Annotated in this window: 19 protein-coding genes; 7 read left to right on the top strand and 12 right to left on the bottom strand. The window is 36.4% G+C overall.

Annotated features, from left to right (window positions below; translation table 11 throughout):
- Positions 1-3: 3 nt before the first annotated feature.
- Genes WC623_RS15970 through WC623_RS15945 form a run of 6 tightly spaced genes read right to left on the bottom strand, consistent with a single transcriptional unit; the run spans position 4 to position 9837 of the window.
- The gene (locus tag WC623_RS15970; protein WP_372852854.1) at positions 4-1191 is read right to left on the bottom strand and encodes a glycosidase; all 1188 of its coding nucleotides are present in this window, start codon (positions 1189-1191) and stop codon (positions 4-6) included.
- A gap of 17 nt (positions 1192-1208) precedes the next feature.
- Complete coding sequence (locus WC623_RS15965) at positions 1209-2615, bottom strand: MFS transporter (RefSeq protein WP_372852852.1); 1407 nt, start codon at positions 2613-2615, stop codon at positions 1209-1211.
- Positions 2616-2617: 2 nt separating this feature from the next.
- Complete coding sequence (locus tag WC623_RS15960) at positions 2618-3784, bottom strand: glycoside hydrolase family 26 protein (RefSeq protein ID WP_372852850.1); 1167 nt, start codon at positions 3782-3784, stop codon at positions 2618-2620.
- Positions 3777-4913: a glycan-binding surface protein gene (locus WC623_RS15955; RefSeq protein WP_372852848.1), complete on the bottom strand. Its 1137-nt coding sequence runs from the start codon at positions 4911-4913 to the stop codon at positions 3777-3779. The genes WC623_RS15960 and WC623_RS15955 overlap by 8 nt, the downstream gene beginning before the upstream one ends.
- A 19-nt stretch (positions 4914-4932) precedes the next feature.
- Positions 4933-6657 carry a RagB/SusD family nutrient uptake outer membrane protein gene (locus WC623_RS15950; protein WP_372852846.1) on the bottom strand — a complete coding sequence of 575 codons (1725 nt, stop codon included), beginning with the start codon at positions 6655-6657 and terminating at the stop codon, positions 4933-4935.
- Positions 6658-6672: 15 nt separating this feature from the next.
- The gene (locus tag WC623_RS15945; RefSeq protein WP_372852843.1) at positions 6673-9837 is read right to left on the bottom strand and encodes a SusC/RagA family TonB-linked outer membrane protein; all 3165 of its coding nucleotides are present in this window, start codon (positions 9835-9837) and stop codon (positions 6673-6675) included.
- 321 nt (positions 9838-10158) lie between these two features.
- On the opposite strand from WC623_RS15945, the gene WC623_RS15940 reads away from it, so the two are divergent.
- The 4 genes from WC623_RS15940 (at position 10159) to WC623_RS15925 (ending at position 13646) form a co-directional block, all read left to right on the top strand.
- A complete protein-coding gene (locus WC623_RS15940) occupies positions 10159-11034 on the top strand; it encodes an AraC family transcriptional regulator (RefSeq protein ID WP_372852841.1) in 876 nt (291 codons plus the stop codon).
- 17 nt (positions 11035-11051) lie between these two features.
- Positions 11052-11681, top strand: a complete 630-nt coding sequence (locus WC623_RS15935) for a Crp/Fnr family transcriptional regulator (protein WP_372852839.1) — start codon at positions 11052-11054, stop codon at positions 11679-11681.
- Between the two features lie 71 nt (positions 11682-11752).
- Positions 11753-12688 carry an NAD-dependent epimerase/dehydratase family protein gene (locus tag WC623_RS15930; RefSeq protein ID WP_372852837.1) on the top strand — a complete coding sequence of 312 codons (936 nt, stop codon included), beginning with the start codon at positions 11753-11755 and terminating at the stop codon, positions 12686-12688.
- Positions 12689-12803: 115 nt separating this feature from the next.
- Positions 12804-13646, top strand: a complete 843-nt coding sequence (locus tag WC623_RS15925) for a VOC family protein (RefSeq protein WP_372852835.1) — start codon at positions 12804-12806, stop codon at positions 13644-13646.
- A 75-nt stretch (positions 13647-13721) separates the two neighbouring features.
- Here WC623_RS15925 and WC623_RS15920 read toward each other — a convergent pair whose 3' ends face one another.
- From WC623_RS15920 to WC623_RS15900, 5 genes are all read right to left on the bottom strand, one after another.
- Complete coding sequence (locus tag WC623_RS15920; RefSeq protein WP_372852833.1) at positions 13722-14501, bottom strand: hypothetical protein; 780 nt, start codon at positions 14499-14501, stop codon at positions 13722-13724.
- A 94-nt stretch (positions 14502-14595) separates the two neighbouring features.
- Positions 14596-15030 carry an SRPBCC family protein gene (locus tag WC623_RS15915; protein ID WP_372852831.1) on the bottom strand — a complete coding sequence of 145 codons (435 nt, stop codon included), beginning with the start codon at positions 15028-15030 and terminating at the stop codon, positions 14596-14598.
- A gap of 102 nt (positions 15031-15132) precedes the next feature.
- On the bottom strand, positions 15133-16059 hold the full coding sequence (locus tag WC623_RS15910; protein ID WP_372852829.1) for a TIGR01777 family oxidoreductase: 927 nt from the start codon (positions 16057-16059) through the stop codon (positions 15133-15135).
- Positions 16060-16061: 2 nt separating this feature from the next.
- The gene (locus WC623_RS15905; RefSeq protein ID WP_372852827.1) at positions 16062-16883 is read right to left on the bottom strand and encodes a DUF393 domain-containing protein; all 822 of its coding nucleotides are present in this window, start codon (positions 16881-16883) and stop codon (positions 16062-16064) included.
- Positions 16884-16904: 21 nt separating this feature from the next.
- Positions 16905-17411, bottom strand: coding sequence for a GbsR/MarR family transcriptional regulator (locus tag WC623_RS15900; protein WP_372852825.1), 507 nt, complete (start codon positions 17409-17411; stop codon positions 16905-16907).
- 133 nt (positions 17412-17544) lie between these two features.
- On the opposite strand from WC623_RS15900, the gene WC623_RS15895 reads away from it, so the two are divergent.
- Together WC623_RS15895 and WC623_RS15890 are read left to right on the top strand one after the other, a co-directional pair.
- Positions 17545-18207, top strand: a complete 663-nt coding sequence (locus WC623_RS15895; RefSeq protein ID WP_372852823.1) for an HAD family hydrolase — start codon at positions 17545-17547, stop codon at positions 18205-18207.
- Positions 18208-18236: 29 nt separating this feature from the next.
- Complete coding sequence (locus WC623_RS15890; RefSeq protein WP_372852821.1) at positions 18237-18503, top strand: hypothetical protein; 267 nt, start codon at positions 18237-18239, stop codon at positions 18501-18503.
- A gap of 33 nt (positions 18504-18536) precedes the next feature.
- Here WC623_RS15890 and WC623_RS15885 read toward each other — a convergent pair whose 3' ends face one another.
- The gene (locus WC623_RS15885) at positions 18537-19046 is read right to left on the bottom strand and encodes a GNAT family N-acetyltransferase (protein ID WP_372852819.1); all 510 of its coding nucleotides are present in this window, start codon (positions 19044-19046) and stop codon (positions 18537-18539) included.
- A 188-nt stretch (positions 19047-19234) separates the two neighbouring features.
- Between WC623_RS15885 and nudK the strand changes: the two genes are divergently transcribed.
- The gene (gene nudK / locus WC623_RS15880; protein WP_372852817.1) at positions 19235-19810 is read left to right on the top strand and encodes a GDP-mannose pyrophosphatase NudK; all 576 of its coding nucleotides are present in this window, start codon (positions 19235-19237) and stop codon (positions 19808-19810) included.
- The last annotated feature ends 129 nt before the right edge of the window (positions 19811-19939 follow it).

Here is a 19939-nt window from a genome sequence, read left to right as displayed (position 1 = left end):
ATACTAATCACCAGTAGGTACTTTATCCAATATTAATAAATTTTTTTCTATCTGATTATAAAAGGTCTTTAAGGTTTCTCCGGAACTAAACCCGTCCTCAGGAGTATTCATCACATAATCAAGTAGCTGACTTATTGTAGAAGTAGCCACATGCATACGCGTGTCGGAAGATGCATAATAAATAAATACTTCCTCACCATTTACAATCCAGCCATTGCAAAAAACAACATTAGAGACATCTCCAATTCGTTCTTCTCCCTCCGGTGCTATAAAATACCCGCCCGGTTTATGGATAATTTTAGTAAGATCGTTCAGGTCTGTCATAAACATATAAAGCACATAACGAAGTCCCGCGGCTGTGTTTCTTACTCCATGTGCAAGATGCAACCATCCCTTAATTGTTTTGATTGGAGCTGGTCCCTGCCCATTCTTTAACTCATAAACAGTATGATACGCCTTCTTATCCAGAATATATTCCTCACCAATAATAGCATTTTCCATACTTTCACACAGTGAAAATCCAATACCTCCTCCATGTCCAGCTTCAATAAAGCTGTCTTGCGGACGAGTGTATAAGGCATATTTTCCTTTATAAAACTCCGGGTGTAAAACTACATTCCTTTGTTGAGCCGAAGGTGTCTTAAGATCAGGTAGGCGCTCCCAATACTCAAAATCAAGCGTACGGACAATTCCGCATTGAGCTATTGCTGCCGACTGGTCATACTCATGTGCTTCCGGATCGCGTTGTTCCGTACAAAATAGCCCATAATAATAACCATCTTCATGTAAGGTAATACGCATATCATACACATTTGTGTCTGCTCCAGCATTTACAGGAAGATTGATTGGATATTCCCTGAACCTAAAATTATCTATACCATTATCACTCTCCGCTATTGCAAAAAATGACTTACGATCACTGGCCTCTACCCTAACAATCAGCAGGTATTTATCCTTAAATTTTATGGCTCCTGCATTAAAGGTTGCATTTACTCCTATCCTTTCCATCAGATAAGGATTGTTATTTTGATCCAAATCATACTTCCAGAAAACAGGAATATGAGCTGCTGTTAATACAGGATACTTATATCGTTTAAAAACGCCATTATCGATAGTAGATGGCTCATTCACCTTAGATACTAAAGTTTCATATGCTTTAAACAGTTGATTCAACTTCTCTTTAAATTTCATTTAATTCGGTATTAATGTTAGGATAAATGATCAACATTTTCTTTTAATCTTCTCTCTTCAAGCTCATCACTTACTTTAATCATAAAAGCATCACTTAGTTTATAAAAAATGATAAATATGGCTGACAACACAGCGCCTGCTGCAGGAATAAAACTCAGCATTAACCGTATTCCCGTTCTGGCTTCTTCCGTTTGTGCTACATTGGCTTCAAAACCGTAAAAAGCAAGCATCCATCCAGTAAGTGCTCCACCCAATGTCCAACCTAGTTTTTGCGACATTGAAGAGGATGAAAAAATTAATCCAGTAGCTCTACGTCCTGTTTTCCATTCTGAATAATCTGCTATATCAGCATACATAGACCACAGTAAAGGAAATACACTACCTGCACAGATGCTGATTAAAAATTGGAAAAAGAAAATCAGAAACAGATCGTTTTCTCCAAACGTAAAGAACATGCAACTTAAAACTGCAGCTACAATCATGGCATACATAAATGTATTTTTCTTTCCAATTCGATCCGAAACAGGCTTAGCAAGCACTACGCCTACAATGTTGGCCGCCTGCCCCAAAACCAGATATAAAGTGCTGTAATTAATACTCAGGTCTGATAATGGAATTGTAAATGCTTCCTGACGGTTGAAATAGTATTTAAAATAATAAATAGCCGAGCCATCTCTTAGAGAATTAAAAATTAATGTACACACTCCTGCACCGAGTAATATAAACCATGGCTTATTAGTTGCCAGGTTTTTCAAGTCGGCTTTTAAAGACGTTTTTTGACTCATTGGAGGTTTGACCCTTTCGCGTGTCCAGGCAAAAGTTAGGTAAAACAATACCGAGGCGATAATGGCATAAATAACAATGGTCATTTGCCAACCACTTTGTAGATCAATACCATCATTTGTTTTACCCAACAGGGCGACCAGGGGTTCTGCAGTAGCAAGTACCAAAATACTCCCTGCAAAAGCAAAAATAAAACGGAAGGTAGATAGAGTTGTGCGCGACTTAATGTCCGGAGTCATAACTCCCATTAAAGATGCATAAGGTACATTTATAGCAGAATAAACCATCATCATTAAAGTATAAGTGATGTATGCATAAATCACTTTACCACTTTGTGAAAGCTCCGGAGTACTAAAAGTCAGAATACCAATCATACCAAAAGGAATGGCTACCCAAAGTAGATAGGGTCTGAATTTACCCCATTTAGTATCTGTCCGATCACTTATTATTCCAATAATTGGGTCTAAAGCGGTATCCCAGATACGCGTGATCAGAAACATTGTACCCACTACCGCTGCCGATATTCCGAATACATCAGTATAAAAAAACAGCAGGTACATGGAAAACATTTTCCAAAACATGGAGGATGCAAAATCACCAAAACCGTATCCTATCTTTTCTTTTAATTTAAGTACTGCCATTTTTACTTTGTTAGCTGATACATAGATTCTTTTGCTATTTCATTTTTAAACAGCGTAGCTTTATTCTTATAAAAAATTTTAAAATCATCGGCCGAAACCTGCCCCTTGTATGGGGCATAGTAATGATCCCTTTGGGTTGATTTTTGCCAGCCATGGTTACGCCATAACAATACATAGGAAACCGGATATTGCTTTAAAGCATCAAGCAAAGTATTTGTCCACCATGATTTATCAGGTATTCCCTCAAATCCAGTTTCTGCTAAAGCTGGTATCTTATTGTGTCTTTTAGCTTCTGTACGTAAAATTTCAAGGTTATGCTTCAAAGACTTATTAAACTTGGCTGATGCTTGTTTTATTTGTTCTTCCGAGGCATTTGACGCAGCAAAGCAATAGGAATCGAAGCTCATCATGTCTGTGAATTCATCCCCGGGATATTTTTCCATAAATTCTTCCCGGGTAGCAAAACTATTGGTATTGTATACGTAAATCAGATGATGTAACTTTTTTTCATCACGCAGATATGCAACCGTAAATTGCCATAATCTGATATATTCTTGCTTGGTAGCATGTCTGCCGCCCCACCAAAACCAAAATCCATTCAATTCATGAAAGGGTCTGAAAAGAATAGGAATACTTTTGCCATCACTCCCTTTTAAATGATCAAGAAAAACTGCTGCTTTATCCAACCAGCTTCTGTATAAACCATGTTGTGCCCCCCCTGGTAATATGGCAGACACAGTTCTTGTTGTATCCCAGGCCGAACCTTTGGTCAAGGGATTTTGCATATGCCAGCTAATCGTATTTATACCCCCATTGTCGTACACCCACTTTATATATGCTTTCATTTTAGAAAAAGGGACACCATCAATATTTTTATCACGATCAGATTCCAGTCCCGCAATGTCCCATCCAAATACCGCAGGGTAATCATTTACAACATCTTTAACATCACTCCTCCCTGATTCATATTTCCATTTTACGCCATAAGCTAAATCATCCTGATGCCCAAACATCACACCTTTCTGCATTAACCTATCCATATTCAGATATAGGTTTTGAGCTTCATCAGTAGCTTTTTTATTAGAAAGAACCTTCTGCTGGGCAACACATAAATGAGCTGCACCCAGCAAAAAGAACAAAATAGAGGGTAATAAATATAGTTTAGTCATTCGGTACAATTCTAAAATTATCAATGGCCATATTCAAACTTTCGACAGTTGCACCATGAATATAAATTCTAAGCTCTTTAGCTGTGGCAGCCTGTGTTGGGCTTATAGTAATCGGAACATTGCTCACTTTAAATACATTTAAAGGAATACTTACGGTTTCCCAGCCCTTGGTTGTTACAGGAAAACCTGAAGGTGGTACCCAAGTGTAGGTAATATCCATTAGTTTTATTTTAATATTGCTCCCTTTCCAGGTATCTAATACATTCAATTCAAACTTAATCGTATAATTGTTGGAAGAGCCGACCACATTATGATCACCCAATTTAGGATTACTGACAATATGAAATGCCTCATTCCATCCCCAGGCTGTATAATTTCCTTTCCAATATGCGTATTTCGAAGCAACTGGTGTTGGCAACGGACCATCCTGACGTACCAATACAGCGGAATTCCAATAATCACCAGCTGTTTCCATGTCATAAATTATCCCTCTGTTATCTCTATAAAAACCAGGAACAGGGGTTACCGTATTTCTCTTGTCCTTTAACTTTATAACGGAGTTCACTGCTGCATTAACAGGTACTTTGAAATATATTGAATCAGCACTTGCACGTTCAATATTAACCTCAGTAGTTCCAAAAATCACTTTCCCATCTGTCTTATTGATTTCATACAAATCGAAATTTTTGCCAAGGATAACCATGGTTTCGCCAGCAGGTGTATATTCATTTAACATCCTCGACACCTCTAAAGCTGGGATAACAATGGTATAACCATATTCAGCAGTCCCGTTTTTCGTTTTCAGGATGATCTTGTTGTTAACATCAGAAGGCACTCCTCTAGGTACTTTGATAGTTACTTCATTCGCTTCGATAAAAGCACTTTTTAAATCTGCCTCAATGTTATTGAATGATATGCTGTTTACATCGCACAGATTTGTACCCTGTATAATAATCCAATCAGATAAATTTCCTTTATCTTTTCCATCTTCACGGTTTAGTGTTGTAGAAACCTTTGTAATTCCAGGTATTCCAGTGCAAGATTCAACCTTATCCTTTTTACAGGATAATAGGCCGGTCATAACAAACACAATGGCCAATGATATACTGTTTAATACTTTTATTTTCATAACCTTATGAATTTAATAATTACCAACCTTTATTATTGCCTGTGATTAATTTATTAGCACTCAACTCATCCAAAGGAATAGGATATAACAAGTGTCTCTCCTGTCTACGTTTAAGCACGTTATTTTCATCAATATCCACAGCATTCATCACCTGCAAATAAATTCCCCAGCGGATCAAATCCCATCGCCTATTCCCTTCAGAAGCTAGTTCACGTCTTCTTTCTTCTATAACCATTGAACGGAAACTCTCCAGATTTAAGTTCTTTGCCTCTGAAGCGTTACTCCTTAACCTCACTTTATTCAGATAAGTATAAGCATCTGTTGTAGGTCCATTATTGTATTCATTATCTGCCTCAGCAAACATCAATAATACATCTGCGTACCTTAAAAAAGGAAAAGCAAAATCCTGACGGTCTATTGTTGGATCGGTAACCCCTGCAAACTTCCTGAGCATGCCGATATGAAAAGAGTTGGCTACATAACTATCGCTCGACTGAAAACCATAGCGTGCCTTGATGGCTAAAGCCGTTGGAGATACATCTACGCCTTTTACAATATCGGAGAACTTACCCGGAAAAAATCGGTAAAACCCATTTGCATCCTGCCAGCGATGTAAAATACCATCAGTGATCCGCTGATCTTCAGGTTCAAATAGTTCATACCAATGATCTCTTACTCCATACCATCTTCCACTTAATGTTTGAGGAGCATCGAGTGAAATATTTTGCATTGCGGTTTTTAATACACCGAGGTATTCTTTAGAAATCGTATTTCCCAGTTCTTCATCACCACTTAAAGCTTGTAACGACCAAATATGCTCCAGCTTATTTCTATTAGCTAGTTTCCATGTATCCATATAAGTTGGATACAAATCATAGTCGCCACTGGTAATAACCTCCATTGCCTTATCTCTTGCCAACTTAAAATAAGCTTTAGCATCAAAACCTTCATACCCTGCTACTACGTTTTTTGTAAAGGTCATCGGAACGGGCATTGCAACTCTTACTTTTGAAGTTCCGACAGTCCTTAATGCAGGGCCAGTCATTACTGTAATCTGTGCACCAGGCAAAGCTCCGGAAGCCATTTGTAAGTAAACTTTAGCCAGCAAAGTACTTGCAGCTCCCTTACTAATCCGGCCAATTTCATATTTCCCATCTTTGACAGAGTACAATTGACTCTCAGCTAATTTTAATGTTTCAATAATATACTCATAAACCTCCTTTATAGGAGCACGTGGCATTTGTGGAGCAGCCCCTTCTTCCAGAGCTATTTTATAAAGAGGAACATCTCCATAAGCGCGAACAAGTAAAAAATACCCCCATGCTTTTAGAAAGTTCAGTTGTCCAAGTGCGTTGTTTTTTGCTTTCTCATCAAAGCCCATTGGCGTAATCTTATAAATACCAAAGTTTGATCTTTTAATTAAAGTATAAGGACCGCTCCACATGGTATTAATGCCCCAGAAAGCAGTAAAGTTCCCTGCTCCAAAATCACCCATCCCCCAATCAGGGCCAGTAATATCATCATGATCCAATTCAAGCACTTTTGGAAAAGCGCCGTATTGAAACATGTTGCCTCCATTAATGGCATTCAAAGCTCCATTTACATACAATTTTGCATCTGCTTCTGTTGTACCCAGTTGTCCGGGGTTAATAAAATCATAAGGTGTTTCCACCAATGCCTTTTTACAAGATCCCAGGCCCAACGCTGCGATTGCAATGAATATTATAGTCTTAAGTCTTTTCATCACTATATATTTTTATCAAAAAATAGTTTTAATTCCTACGGTAAAGGTTCTGCTTGTTGGATAGGCATTTAGATCCACACCTCTGCTTGCCGGATCGCTTGCAAAGGAATTTATATCTGGATCATACCAACTGTAATTGGTAATGGTGATTAAATTAGAAACGTTTCCATACACATTTACAGAGGCCAGACCTTTAAAAGGATTGTTAAATGTATATCCGAAATTGATATTTTTAAGACGGACATATGAGCCATCTTCTATGATCTTATCCGAGAAATACAACCTCCTGTCGAAAGATGAATTTGCTTTAGGCCATTTTGCATTCTGGAAATTATCTGGCGTCCAGCGGTTATCCCAGGATTCTTGTGTGACATTACCTGTTTGTGCCATTTTGTTAGACAATAGGTTTGAATTGATAATATCCTTTCCCTGAACACCCTGAATAAAAATACTCAGATTAAACTTCTTGTATTGAAAGTTATTGGTAATTCCAAAAGTATAATCAGGATTGGTATTTCCAATAATAACCCGATCAGTAGTACTGATACTGGTTTTATCGTTATCCATATTTTTATACTTCCGTTCTCCAATCATCGATCTGATCACTGGGTCACCCAAATTCGCAAAGGCAGGATCAGCCCTTACTTCTGCCTCATTATCATAAAAACCATCTTCAACATATCCCAGAATTGCTCCAATTGGCAAGTCGTTTCTTTGTATAAATACCTGATCTATTCCACTCCATAAGCGACGTGCAAACTGGTCGCCATTTAAGCCAGAAATTTTATTGCGATTAAAAGATATATTGGCATTCACATTCCAATTGAAAGACCTTTCTCTAAATATAGCAGCATTTACGGCCAGCTCTAACCCCTTATTAGTCACTGTACCATAATTGGTTAAATAAGAACTAGAACCTGTACTGAGTGGAATCAGTAAATTCTGTAACAGGTTCTCAGTTTTTTTATAGTAGACATCAGCAGTCAATGTCAACCTATTCTGAAACAGTCCTAAATCTAATCCTATGTCAGACGCACTGGTAGTTTCCCATTTTAAGTTTGGATCAGTCGGATTTCCATTAGAAAAACCACTGACCAGTGTACCATTTACAACTGCATTGGTACTGCTTAATCTATCTAAAGTCTGATATGAACTGATCGATTGATTACCTGTTTTACCATAACTGGCTCTTAGTTTAAGATTGCTTATCACAGATTTATTTTTGATGAATTCCTCTTCCGAAATCAGCCAGGCCGCATCAAATGAAGGGAAAAAACCATATTTATGTTTCTGAGCAAACTTACTCGAACCATCTCTCCTTAATGAGGCAGTGGCAAAATACTTACCCGAATAATTATACATTACTCTACCTAAAAAAGACAACAAAGTATTATCACCTTTACGGCTCTTTAATACCGGCCTGTCTAAACCTGCTGAGATATCATTGTCTTCCAGAATATCATTTGGAAAATTCTTAACCGTTACAGATTTACCAGAATACCTCCCTGTCTCGTATGCAAACACCCCTGTAGCATTCAGATTATGTTTGTTCTGAAATGATTTATTGAAGGTTAAAATGGATTCTAAGGTCATTCCCTGCCATTGATCGTCAGCTTTTGATGCGATGCCATTCTTAGGTGCTTTTCCTTCCATCAAATATCTTCCATAATAAATATCTCTGTTATTTTGATTGATATTAAACCCTACATTCTGGCGAAAATTTAGAAATTCATTAATATTCAGTTTTGCATAGGTAGATGAATACAATCCAAAAGACTGTGTCACATCTTTAGCTTTACTTACATAAGTAAATGGATTTGCTGAAAACCAATCTAATTCAGAAGATCCCGATTCTAAGGCCGGATCAAAAACAGGTAAAGTTGATGGATAATGTAATGCAGAATTCAAAACATTTGAACTAAAGTTATCGGCATTTGTCTTCGACAAATTATAGGTTGTTCTTGAAATATTGGTATTTGTTCCAATCTCAACCCAATTATGAACTTTTCTGTTCAGGTTTATCTGTGTACCAATCCTTTTAAACCCTGAACCGACAATCACCCCTGGCTGATCAACATAGTTCCCCGAAAAAGCATAGGTTCCTTTTGCATTTCCTCCAGAAACCCTTAGAGAATAAGTACTGGTCATTACATTTCTGAAAATTTTATCTTGCCAATTTGTTCCCCCGCCATTATATCCATTTCTAAAATCAATCGGTGCAGGATTCAAATAAGTCCCACCTGTTGCAGGATCAGTCATCATCTCTCCTCTATAAGGCAACTGTTTGTTTGTACCTTCATACAAGTTCTGATTTGCATAGGCCTCATTCTGGAATGTTGCATAATCATAAGCATCCAGCAGCTTAATTTTTTTAGCGATAGTATTATAGGATGTATTAACAGAAAACTCTATTTTATCTTCTCCGGCTTTACCACTCTTTGTTGTAATAAGCACAACTCCATTAGCACCTCTGGAACCATAAATTGCCGTTGAGGAAGCATCTTTCAGGATATCAATAGTTTCGATATCTTCTGGGTTTAGGGTGGCTAATGGATTAATGGTTTGGTTCATTTCACTTGCTTCATTTACAGGAGTAGCTGCCGCATTAAACGGTATACCATCAATTACATACAATGGTTCTGTACTACTTGCAAATGAGTTGGCACCTCTGATCTGTATGCTGATACCAGCACCTGGAGCGCCGTCATTGCGTTGCACCTCAACTCCTGAAAGCTGTCCTTGTAAAGCTTCATTTATACTTATTGGTACAGTCTTTAACAAATCGCTGCCTTTTATAGAAGCTACCGACCCTGTTAAGTCTCTACGTTTTACAGTTCCATAGCCCACAACAACAACTTCGTCCAAAGCACTGGAAGCCTCATCTAAAACCACTTTTACAGTTTTCTGTCCCGATGTTAGTTTTACAGTTTTAGTATCCATACCCAGATACTTTATCACAAGTGTTTGAAAACCGTCGGGAACCAGAATATTAAAATTACCATTGGCATCACTTTGCACACTTGTTTTAGTGTCAGAAATGCTAATAGTTGCCCCAGGAACAGGCATATTTTTACTATCCGTTACCTGTCCCCCAACCTGTCTTTGTTGCGCAAAAGCTAAACAGGCAAAGCAGCAAAGAAAAAAACTGTTGAATAATTTCAAGTAGAAAGTTCGTTTCATAAGATTTAGTTTACATTGGTTATAACAAATTTAGGCGTAACGAAACCTTTAACTTAATACTATTTTAACATTTAATCATACAAATAATCAGATATCACCCTCCATTATTTTAATTGTACATAAATTACAATCTTTATACTTATAGAGGTTCCACAGATAAACGACGGCATATCTAGTTAGTTATCATCACTATTTGGGCTATAAAATATCGTCATCATTAAGTATTTGTCAAAATAAATGCTATTTTGGATTTCAATTTATCTATTTCCAAGGGAAACAAACGGTCAATATTTATAGTACATTTTTAACAGGCATATTAAAATGAGCAATAATATCATCAGAGAAATCACTCCTTTAACACAAAGTGATTGTTTTACTTTGTTTTCAAGAGTAAAGAAAGAGTTTGATTTCCCCTTGCATTACCATGAAGAATATGAGCTTAACTTTATCATCAATGCGCCTGGGGCCCGGAGAATAGTTGGTGACCATATTGATGTTATTGGAGATCTGGAACTGGTACTTATCGGACCCAATTTATCACATGCCTGGTTTACTCATCAATGTACCAGTGGTAAAATTCAAGAGTTAACCATACAGTTTCATAAAGAGCTGCTGGACGACCGCCTGCTGAAAAGAAACCAGCTAAGCTTCATAAGAAATATGTTTGACAGAGCCCAGAGTGGGATTTTATTTTCCAGAGAAACAGTCCACCAGCTAAAAGATAGAATTTTAGGCTTGGACAAAAAAACAGGCTTTGACTCAGTTCTCGAATTATTTTCTATACTTCATGACTTATCCATATCAAAGGACATGAAAACACTATCTGATTCTGCATTTGACAACAGTCAGTTTAATTATAATAGCCGCAGAATTGAAAAAGCTTTTGAATACATGAATACCAATTATGCCAAAAGCATTAGTCTTGCAGATGTTTCGAAAGTAGCTAATATGCCAGAAAGTTCATTTAGTAGATTTATTAGAGCAAGAACCGGGAAAACGTTTATTGATAGTTTAAATGATATTAGAATAGGTCATTCGTCCAGGATGCTGATAGATACAACTCAAACTGCCGCCGAAATAGCTTATAATTGCGGTTTCAACAACATCTCAAATTTTAACAGAATATTTAAAAAGAAAAAGGGATGTACACCAAAAGAGTTTAGGAAAAGTTTTTCCGGAACAAGAATCTTCATCTAATTTTAACTCAATCTGCAATGACTACTCCCCATATAACTGGTACATCCTTACAAACATTCCGCACTGGAATGGCTACTTATGTGACTTTTGAAGATACAGAATGGGAAATCCTTAAAAAGTTCATTGAGTTCAAGGCGCTTAAAAAGAAAGATCATTTTGCAGTTAGTGGTAAAATCTGTGATCATATAGGATTTGTTGTCAATGGCTCTGTTCGGTATTACCACATTAAAGACGGCACAGAAATCACTGGTTATTTCAGCTTCGAGAACGATTTTGTTAGCTCTTATAAAAGCTATGTAACAAGGAGCCCTGGCACAGGCTACATACAAGCACTTGAAGAAACTGAGTTCATCATTATTTCTTATAATAATATGAAACAAATGCTCAACCATCCACTTTTGGCATATAAAATGGAACGTTTCGGACGCTTAGTTGCAGAGCATTACATTTGCTGCTATGAAGATCGGATCTCTTCTTTTATTTTAGACACTCCAGAAGAGCGGTACTTAAAAATGCTGAAAACGGATCCTGATATTATGCAAAGGGTACCACAGCACTACGTCGCTAATTATCTAGGCATAACACCTGTTTCATTATCACGTATCAGAAAAAGAACTGTATTTCAACCCTCATCAATAAATTCATAATTTCTTATCTTTTGTTAACAACTTAACCTGCGTTCATCACATAAGTTTGCACTATACAAAAACATAAAACTATGTATACCATATTAGGAGCAGGCGGACCAACAGCCAATGCAATAACAAAAGAACTACTTCAACACAATCCTCAGGAAAACATTCGATTGGTAAGTCGCAGGCCAATAAAAACATCGGGTCTGAATGTTGCCTGGTATAAGGCTGATCTATTAAATTACAAAGAAGTTTTACAAGCTACAAAAGGATCATTAGTTATTTATATGTGTGCAGGATTAATTTATGATAAACAAATTTGGCAACAGCAATGGCCAATTATTATGCAGAATCTAATTAATGCCGCTAGTGAAACACAGGCCCGGTTAATATTTTTTGACAATGTATATATGTATGGTCTTGTACATGGCCCGATGCTCGAAACCACACCATACAATCCAATTAGCATAAAGGGAGAGGTAAGAGCCCGTATAGCGACCCAATTAATGGACGAAGTAAAAGCAGGAAATATAAAGGCAACAATTGCAAGAGCTGCAGATTTTTATGGTACAGACTCTAAGAACAGCTTCCTGGATATGATGGTATTAGATAAGTATGCAAACGGAAATAATGCGCAATGGATTGGTAATCCAAAAGTATTACACAATTTCACTTACATTCCTGACGCGGGCAAAGCCCTGTATTTACTAGGAAAAGCACCTGAAGCTGGAAATCAGATATGGCATTTACCAACAGCTGCTCCATTAACAGGCACAGATTTCATTGAATTAGCTGCACAGATCTATGAAGTAAAGCCCTCTTTCTCTACAATCAATAAGTTTATGCTTCAATTGGCAGGCATATTTAAAAAGGTAGTTGCAGGAACCGTAGAGATGTATTATCAATATGATCATGACTACATTTTCGACTCTTCTAAGTTTGAAAATACCTTTCAGATCAAAGCAACAAGTTATAGCGATGGAATAAAGCAAATGTCTCAAACCCTCTATAAAAAACAATAGCACAAAACATTTTGTTTTTGTCGCATATACCCCTGTTATCTGTCGACCGTATACCGCTTTTGTGATGTTAAACAGTGCTATATTTATATCAGTAAAACACTAATGCAAAACGATTATGAAAAACTCAATTTATCCATGCCTTGGAATAAAAGGTAAAATTGCGGAAGCATCAGAATTTTATATCCAAACTTTTGGAGGTGCAAAAGTATTACAAACTTCAGATATAGTTATATTAATAGAATTAAGTGGACAAAAATTCATGTTGCTTAATGATGGACCTTCTTCCAGCCCGAACCCATCCATATCATTTATGGTGATGTGTGAATCAGAGGCTGAAACAGAGCAGTACTGGAATAAATTATTAGATGGAGGAAAAATATTAATGGCTCTTGACAAGTATGATTGGAGCCCTAAATATGGTTGGATAGAGGATAAGTATGGTGTTTCCTGGCAATTGTATACAGGAGATAAAGCAGATACGCTGCAAAAGTTCAGCCCAACTTTAATGTTTACAGGAAACAAAGCTGGTCAGGCTAAAACAGCTATTCAGGATTATGTTCAGCTATTTCCAGATTCAAATATTCAGGGAATCTTAAATTATAAACAGGGAGAAGGTGATTCTGAAGAATTTATAAAACATGCTCAATTTAAGATCAATGATTTCGTAATGATGGCCATGGACAGTTCCGCTGATCATAAATTCGGTTTTAATGATGCCATATCATTGGTTGTAGCTTGTGAAACACAGGATGAGATCGATAGGTATTGGACTTATCTAAGCTCTAACGGAGGTCATGAAGTAGCCTGTGGCTGGCTAACGGATAAATACGGAATCAGCTGGCAAATCATACCTAAAGAAATTGTTAAACTGATTAATGATCCTGTTCGTGGACAAAGGGCTATGAATGCAATGATGAAAATGAAAAAATTGATCATAGCAGATTTAGAAAATGCTTAAAATAATTTGGCCAGGTAATTATGCCTGGCCAAATTATTTTAAGCATTCCAGAGAAAGCTTTCTTTCAAAAAGTAATTAAAACTTAATTAACAGCTTTTCAGAAGTAAGCGTATTACTCTTGTAATATTCAAAGAACCATTCCCCATTCTTTTTAAATACAATACCGTTTGAAGAAGGATTGCTTCCAATAAAGTAATCTGGCTGTGAAGTCTTAAATAAAGTTAGAACGATTTTAGGAGTAGTATCTATCAATTGAAATCCATTAGCCGTTGCTTGTGCATATAGTGTTCCTGCTGCATTTTCTGAAGCTACCGAAACAACCTTTTCAACAGGTTTTTGATTAACAGGTGGACTAACAACAGGTGCTGCTACGATTGGCTGTGCAACTACAGGTGTACTTACCACAGCCTGTGCTTTGGTTTGTGCATTTGGAACATAAGCATAAGGCGTTTCGTCAAGCGATGTAAAGGCGTCTCTTAAAGCAAGGTTATAGGATACGCTAAACTCTTTTTCTCTGCTCTTCCCCTCTTTACTTTTAAAGACAATGTTATTCTGACAATCTTTTAGCAACAAGGTAAGATTGGTACTAAACATCCCGTTTTTCTCCAATATATCAACAAGTAAAGCACTACATTTATTATTGGCAATTTCCTGAGGGAGCTCATTTTCATAATAAACTGTAAAACCTTTATCTTCTAATAAAGCTTTTGTTAACGCATTTAACCGATACTGATTGGGTTGTTTTAAAAAGCTAAATTTCTCTGGCACCATTACATACTTGTAATTATTAATGGTATTCTGAGCATAAGTCGAAACAGAAAGTAATAACAGGAGTAAAAAAGTATACTTTTTCATAGCATATATATTTTCAAGGGTATATTAAGAAGTTAACCATTCTTATTACACAAATATATAATTCTAATTACCTTATTTGATACTCATCACAATTTTAGGAAATAAAAAATTCTTCTGTATACTTTTTGAACTTATCCATAATCGACTGCCATCCCTCCCTTTGCATTTCAACAGGGTTTTCATTTTCAGCATCAAAAGATTCAGTAACTGTTGTTCCTTGATCATTTGATTCAAAGGTGATCTTTACTTTTCTATCATCACCAAGCGTATAGGCAATAACTTCATGAGTCTTAACATCATCATATATTCCTCCAAAATCAAAACCAAAACTTCCATCCCTTGCCTCCATACGTGATGAAAATGATCCTCCTACTCTTAAATCATTCTCAGCTTTCGGAGTATGCCAATCTTCAGAAGCACTATTCCATTTGATAATATGCTCTGGTTTAGTCCATGATTCCCATACCTTTTCAACAGGTAGATTAACGGTGGTTTGTACTGTAATAACTGTTTTATTTGTCGTTTCCATAACTTAAATATTTAATATCAATACTGTACTGTAAAGATAACTCAGCTATAAACAATTAATACAGTGTAATGCCGACATATCGAAGGGGCGATTGCGACAAGTCTATAAACGAATGCTTAATATGTCTTTAATCGCATAATCGATTCTTTTAAATAAAAACTGATAGCCGCTATCTGTAAGGCGTTTGGGTAATACCCATCTGCTTTTTAAAATCAGTTCAGTTTCTGTACCGATAACCTTTGCTCCCAACTCCAATAACCATGCTGGAGATGGCAGTCCTAGTGGAATACCATAAGCGTTACGGATAGATCGCATCAAATCTGTATTTTTTATTGGCTCCGCTGCAGTACAATTGATTATACCATTTAATTCTTTGTGCTCAATGAGCCATTCAGTACATTTTGCAGCATCCTGCTCATGAATCCAGGAAACATATTGCTCGCCATCTCCTTGCTTCCCTCCCAACCCAAATTTCACCAGGTTAAGTAGGCGAGGAAAAGCACCATCACTCCTACCCAAAACTATCCCCATACGTAATGCTACTTTTCTTGTTGATGGTGTGTTTACTTCAAAGAAGGTTTGCTCCCATATCTTGCAAACATCAATTGAAAAACCGTAACCAATATCGCCAGTATCTTCATCCTGCGGACGATCCTCCGCATGGCGGTAAATAGTAGCCGACGTAATATTTATCCAAAGTTCAGGAGGCCTATTCAATTTAGCCATTGCTTTTCCTAAAAGTACAGTTGGGTTGACTCTAGAAGATATGATCTCTGCTTTATTCTTTTCAGTATACCTGCAATTCACATTTTTTCCACAAAGATTTACCAGGAGTTCGGCTCCATCTAACACTTGTTCCCACCCACCTTCATCAACTCCATTCCAAATGACTGTTTTAATATTTCCATTTACTGGAGCAGCTTTACGACTTAACACAATTACTTCAGTAGCCAGGTCACGATAATAATTTGCCAATACATTTCCAAGATAACCATTACCACCAGCTAAAACTATTTTATGATATTTCATATTCATGCGATTAAAAAGATGATCAATAAAACTGCAACTCGATACAATACCCAGGTAAAGGTTAAAGTCCAGCCAAGTTTCAAAAGTCTAGTCCTACGGATATGCTCCAGCAGCATCAAACCAGCTACAGCCAAAAACCATAAGACATAAAACAGAGGATCCAGATTCAGCCATGCAGCCACTAACAATGCTGGCAACAGTAACAATGCCCCTGCGAAAGAGATCGTCATCATATTTCCCAAATAAGCCCATACCTTCTTCTTATTAACCAGAAACACAATTCCTCCCTGAAAAATGATTTGTGCCCCACAAACAAAATACTCCCGGTAAGCATGTCCTGCAGGCAGCATATCTGCCATTAAATTGGTATATCCAGAAAGTATCCAGGCAGTAACAAACCAGGTAAAAACCAAATAAATGATTCGATAGTGCAACTTAAAGCTAGGTTGATACTGAAAATCCTCTCCTTTTACTGGAGGAACAATCACCCTTCTGTTATAAGCAATAAAAGCATAAACTTTACTCATCAACCATACAAAAGGCTTAAACTTAAATAGAGGGCCTAAAAAAGGCACTACCATTGCAAATATTTTAAACAGACTTTCTATTCCATAAGTAACCTCTCCTGTTTCCTGATTTACCAATGCTATTTCATTTGCTGCACGTTGCCTATCTACATTCGGACAAACTTGTATGGGCAGTTCCTGATAAGATGCACGTCCATCCTGTTCTAAAAGACCAGTACTTACAAATGCGCTGGTATATATCCTACACATCGGACATTCTTCATCGAATAAAATCAAATGATTTTTAAGCGTTTTCATGACTTATTAATTAATGCAAACCTATTTGAACATTTTAAAAATTGAGCCCCAAAACCAGCTTTCTTCAGCCTTTAACATGGTATCTAAGGTTTTATCAACATTTTTAGCGAGTTTATTAATGTCCTTAACAGATTTACTGAATGTATTAAACTCTGGATCTTTATCATCTCCTTGAACATTGGACAACTCATCAAGTATTTTCAATACCGGATCCAACTCTCTCTTTCTTCTTTCTTTTGCTACTTGCCTGGCGATATTCCAGGTATCCTTGTCAGCATAAAAATATTCTTTACGCTCGCCTGCCTTATGTTGCTTTTCAACCAATCCCCAGCCAATCAAATCTCTTAAAGTCATATTGGCATTACCTCTGGAGATGCTCAAATCATCCATAATTTGTTCTGTAGTCAATGCTTCAGGAGAAATTAGTAACAAGGCATGCACCTGGGCCATTGTACGGTTAATCCCCCATTCAGAGCCCAATTTACCCCAGGCTTCAATAAATTTTTGTTTCGCTGCTGCTAGTTCCATAACCAAAGATAGTAATTAATATTAAACTTTCAGTAATTACTGAAAGTTTAATATTAATTAGAAATCATTTCTTTACCAAGCTTTAACTAAGGGCATACATCAATGCAAATAAACTTCGCTAAATTTGTATCATATGAATAATGAAATTGCAGTTATATTTGATATGGATGGCGTGATCTGCCATACAAACCCTTACCACTCTCTTGCCTTTCGTGAATTTTTTGCTGCCAGAGATTTAGCACCTTCTGATGAAGAATTTGCTGAACATATGTTTGGCAAAAGTAATAGTTATATTTTAAGCCATTTTTTTAAACGTCCTGTTACAGGTAATGAACTTTTAGAACTTGAACAGGAAAAAGAAAGTCTTTTCAGGAAAATATATGAACCTCATATTGTTCCAATAACTGGTATTGTTGAGTTTATATCAGACTTAAAAAATAATGGAGTGAAATTGGGTGTAGCTACTTCTGCTCCTTATGCCAATCTGGATTTGATATTGAGCAAAATTGATATCCGTAAAAAATTAGGTTCTGTACTAGCTAGTGAAGATGTAAAAAAACATAAACCAGATCCTGAAGTTTATTTAAGTTCTGCAGCTAATCTTGTGGTATCTCCTGAGCAGTGCCTGGTATTTGAAGATTCATTTTCTGGTGTATCAGCTGCTTTAAATGCTGGAATGCGTGTAGTCGGAGTATTAACTTCTCATACTAAAGAAGAACTTCCTCCTTGCAATGCATATGTTAACGATTATAGTGATCTTTCTTACAGCAAGATCATTGAACTGTTCAATAAATAATCTGTTAGTATTAAAACCCTCTGCATAAAATGGAAGAAGAAAATAAGAATCCCTACGTACAGTTTAATGCACAAATATTAAAGGACTGGAAAGCAAACGGTGTAGATTATATCAAACTTGTAGAATTAGATACAGACCTTGCCATAAAGTTTTTTGAACTGATTCCAAACTCTGAGATTCCAGATGCGGGTGAAACGATCTATCATATCGATTCGGAAGACATTACTGAACTTTTACAACCCATTAAGCACGTAAAGTTTTTAGTCCATGAAATTTATCTGGAGGAAGAGGAATAATCTCCCCTCCAGATAAAATAAAATTTCGAATTATCAGCCTAGCTTTATTTCAAACAAGCTGAATGAACCATTTTGGTAATGTTTTGGAAGCCCTTCTGTGTGCTTTAGTTTTACTACTCCAAGATAATTGAAGCCACAACTTACATAATAATTGTTCAATCGCTCATTACCACTACCTGTATCCATTCTTACATACGACTTTCCATTTTCTAATGCATACTTTTTTACCCATGCTACTATGTGTTTTACGAAGTGTTTACCTCTAAACTTTGGATTTGTAGCTATACGGTGTATATAAATTGCAGGATCTTCATCTTTTTCTTCCCAAATTAAAGGATCATTTAAAGTCAAAGTAAAAACACAGGCTAGTTCATCATCAATAACAATCTGCCATTGAAGTTTCTCGTCTATGGTCTTTTCAACCATACTTCTTTCAAATCCCTGCCACTTTAATATACCTACCTCGCCCTGATAATCTGTAGCATAATCATAAAGTTGGAAAATTGCATCTATATCCTTCTGGGTACTTTGTTTAAACTCCATTTTGTATCTAATTTCTCCTTGTAAATCTATACACTTTTAATAAAACAGAACGTTTATTTAGCATTTAAATATGAAAAGATTATTTCATATTTAAAATTTGCATATTGATCAGGTTATATAAATATCATTTTTTCTAAATTCCAAAAATACCTCAATCCAACAACTTAATTTGCTCAAAAAATAATAATATGAGCATCATAAAAATAACTAACACAGAAATTCTTTCAGATAATTGGTATACACTAAAGAAAATTAGCTTTGAAATAACCAGAACTGATGGTTTTAAGTCCATACAGGAAAGAGAAGCATACGACAGAGGAAATGGAGCTACAATACTTCTTTATAACAAAGCACAAAAAACGGTTGTACTTACTAGGCAATTCCGAATGCCAACTTTTCTCAACGGAAATGAAACAGGTTACCTAATTGAATGTTGTGCTGGTTTACTTGACAAGGACAATGCTGAAGATTGCATTAAAAAAGAAACTGAAGAAGAAACAGGTTATAGAATAACTTCGGTAGAGAAAGTTTTTGAAGCTTATATGTCACCTGGTTCAGTTACAGAATTGATTTACTTCTTTGTCGCTGAATATTCGAATGAGATGAAAGTAAATGAAGGTGGAGGATTAAAGGAAGAGAATGAGCATATAGAAGTCCTTGAATTACCATTTTCAAAAGCAATTGACATGATCAGAACTGGGGAAATTAAGGATGGAAAAACAATTATGTTGTTACAACATGCCCTAATTTATAAGCTCTTATAAACCGATGTATTGGGATTGAAATTACTATAAACAAGAAAAGCCGGTAGTCATTTGAACTACCGGCTTTCTTTAAGATTTGGCACCGACCTACTCTCCCACGTGTTACCGCAGTACCATCGGCTCTGGTGG

Source organism: Pedobacter sp., from assembly GCF_041645105.1.
Classification (GTDB): domain Bacteria; phylum Bacteroidota; class Bacteroidia; order Sphingobacteriales; family Sphingobacteriaceae; genus Pedobacter.
Note: the sequence above shows the minus strand (reverse complement) of the source record. Positions and strands in the feature narration are given on the sequence as shown.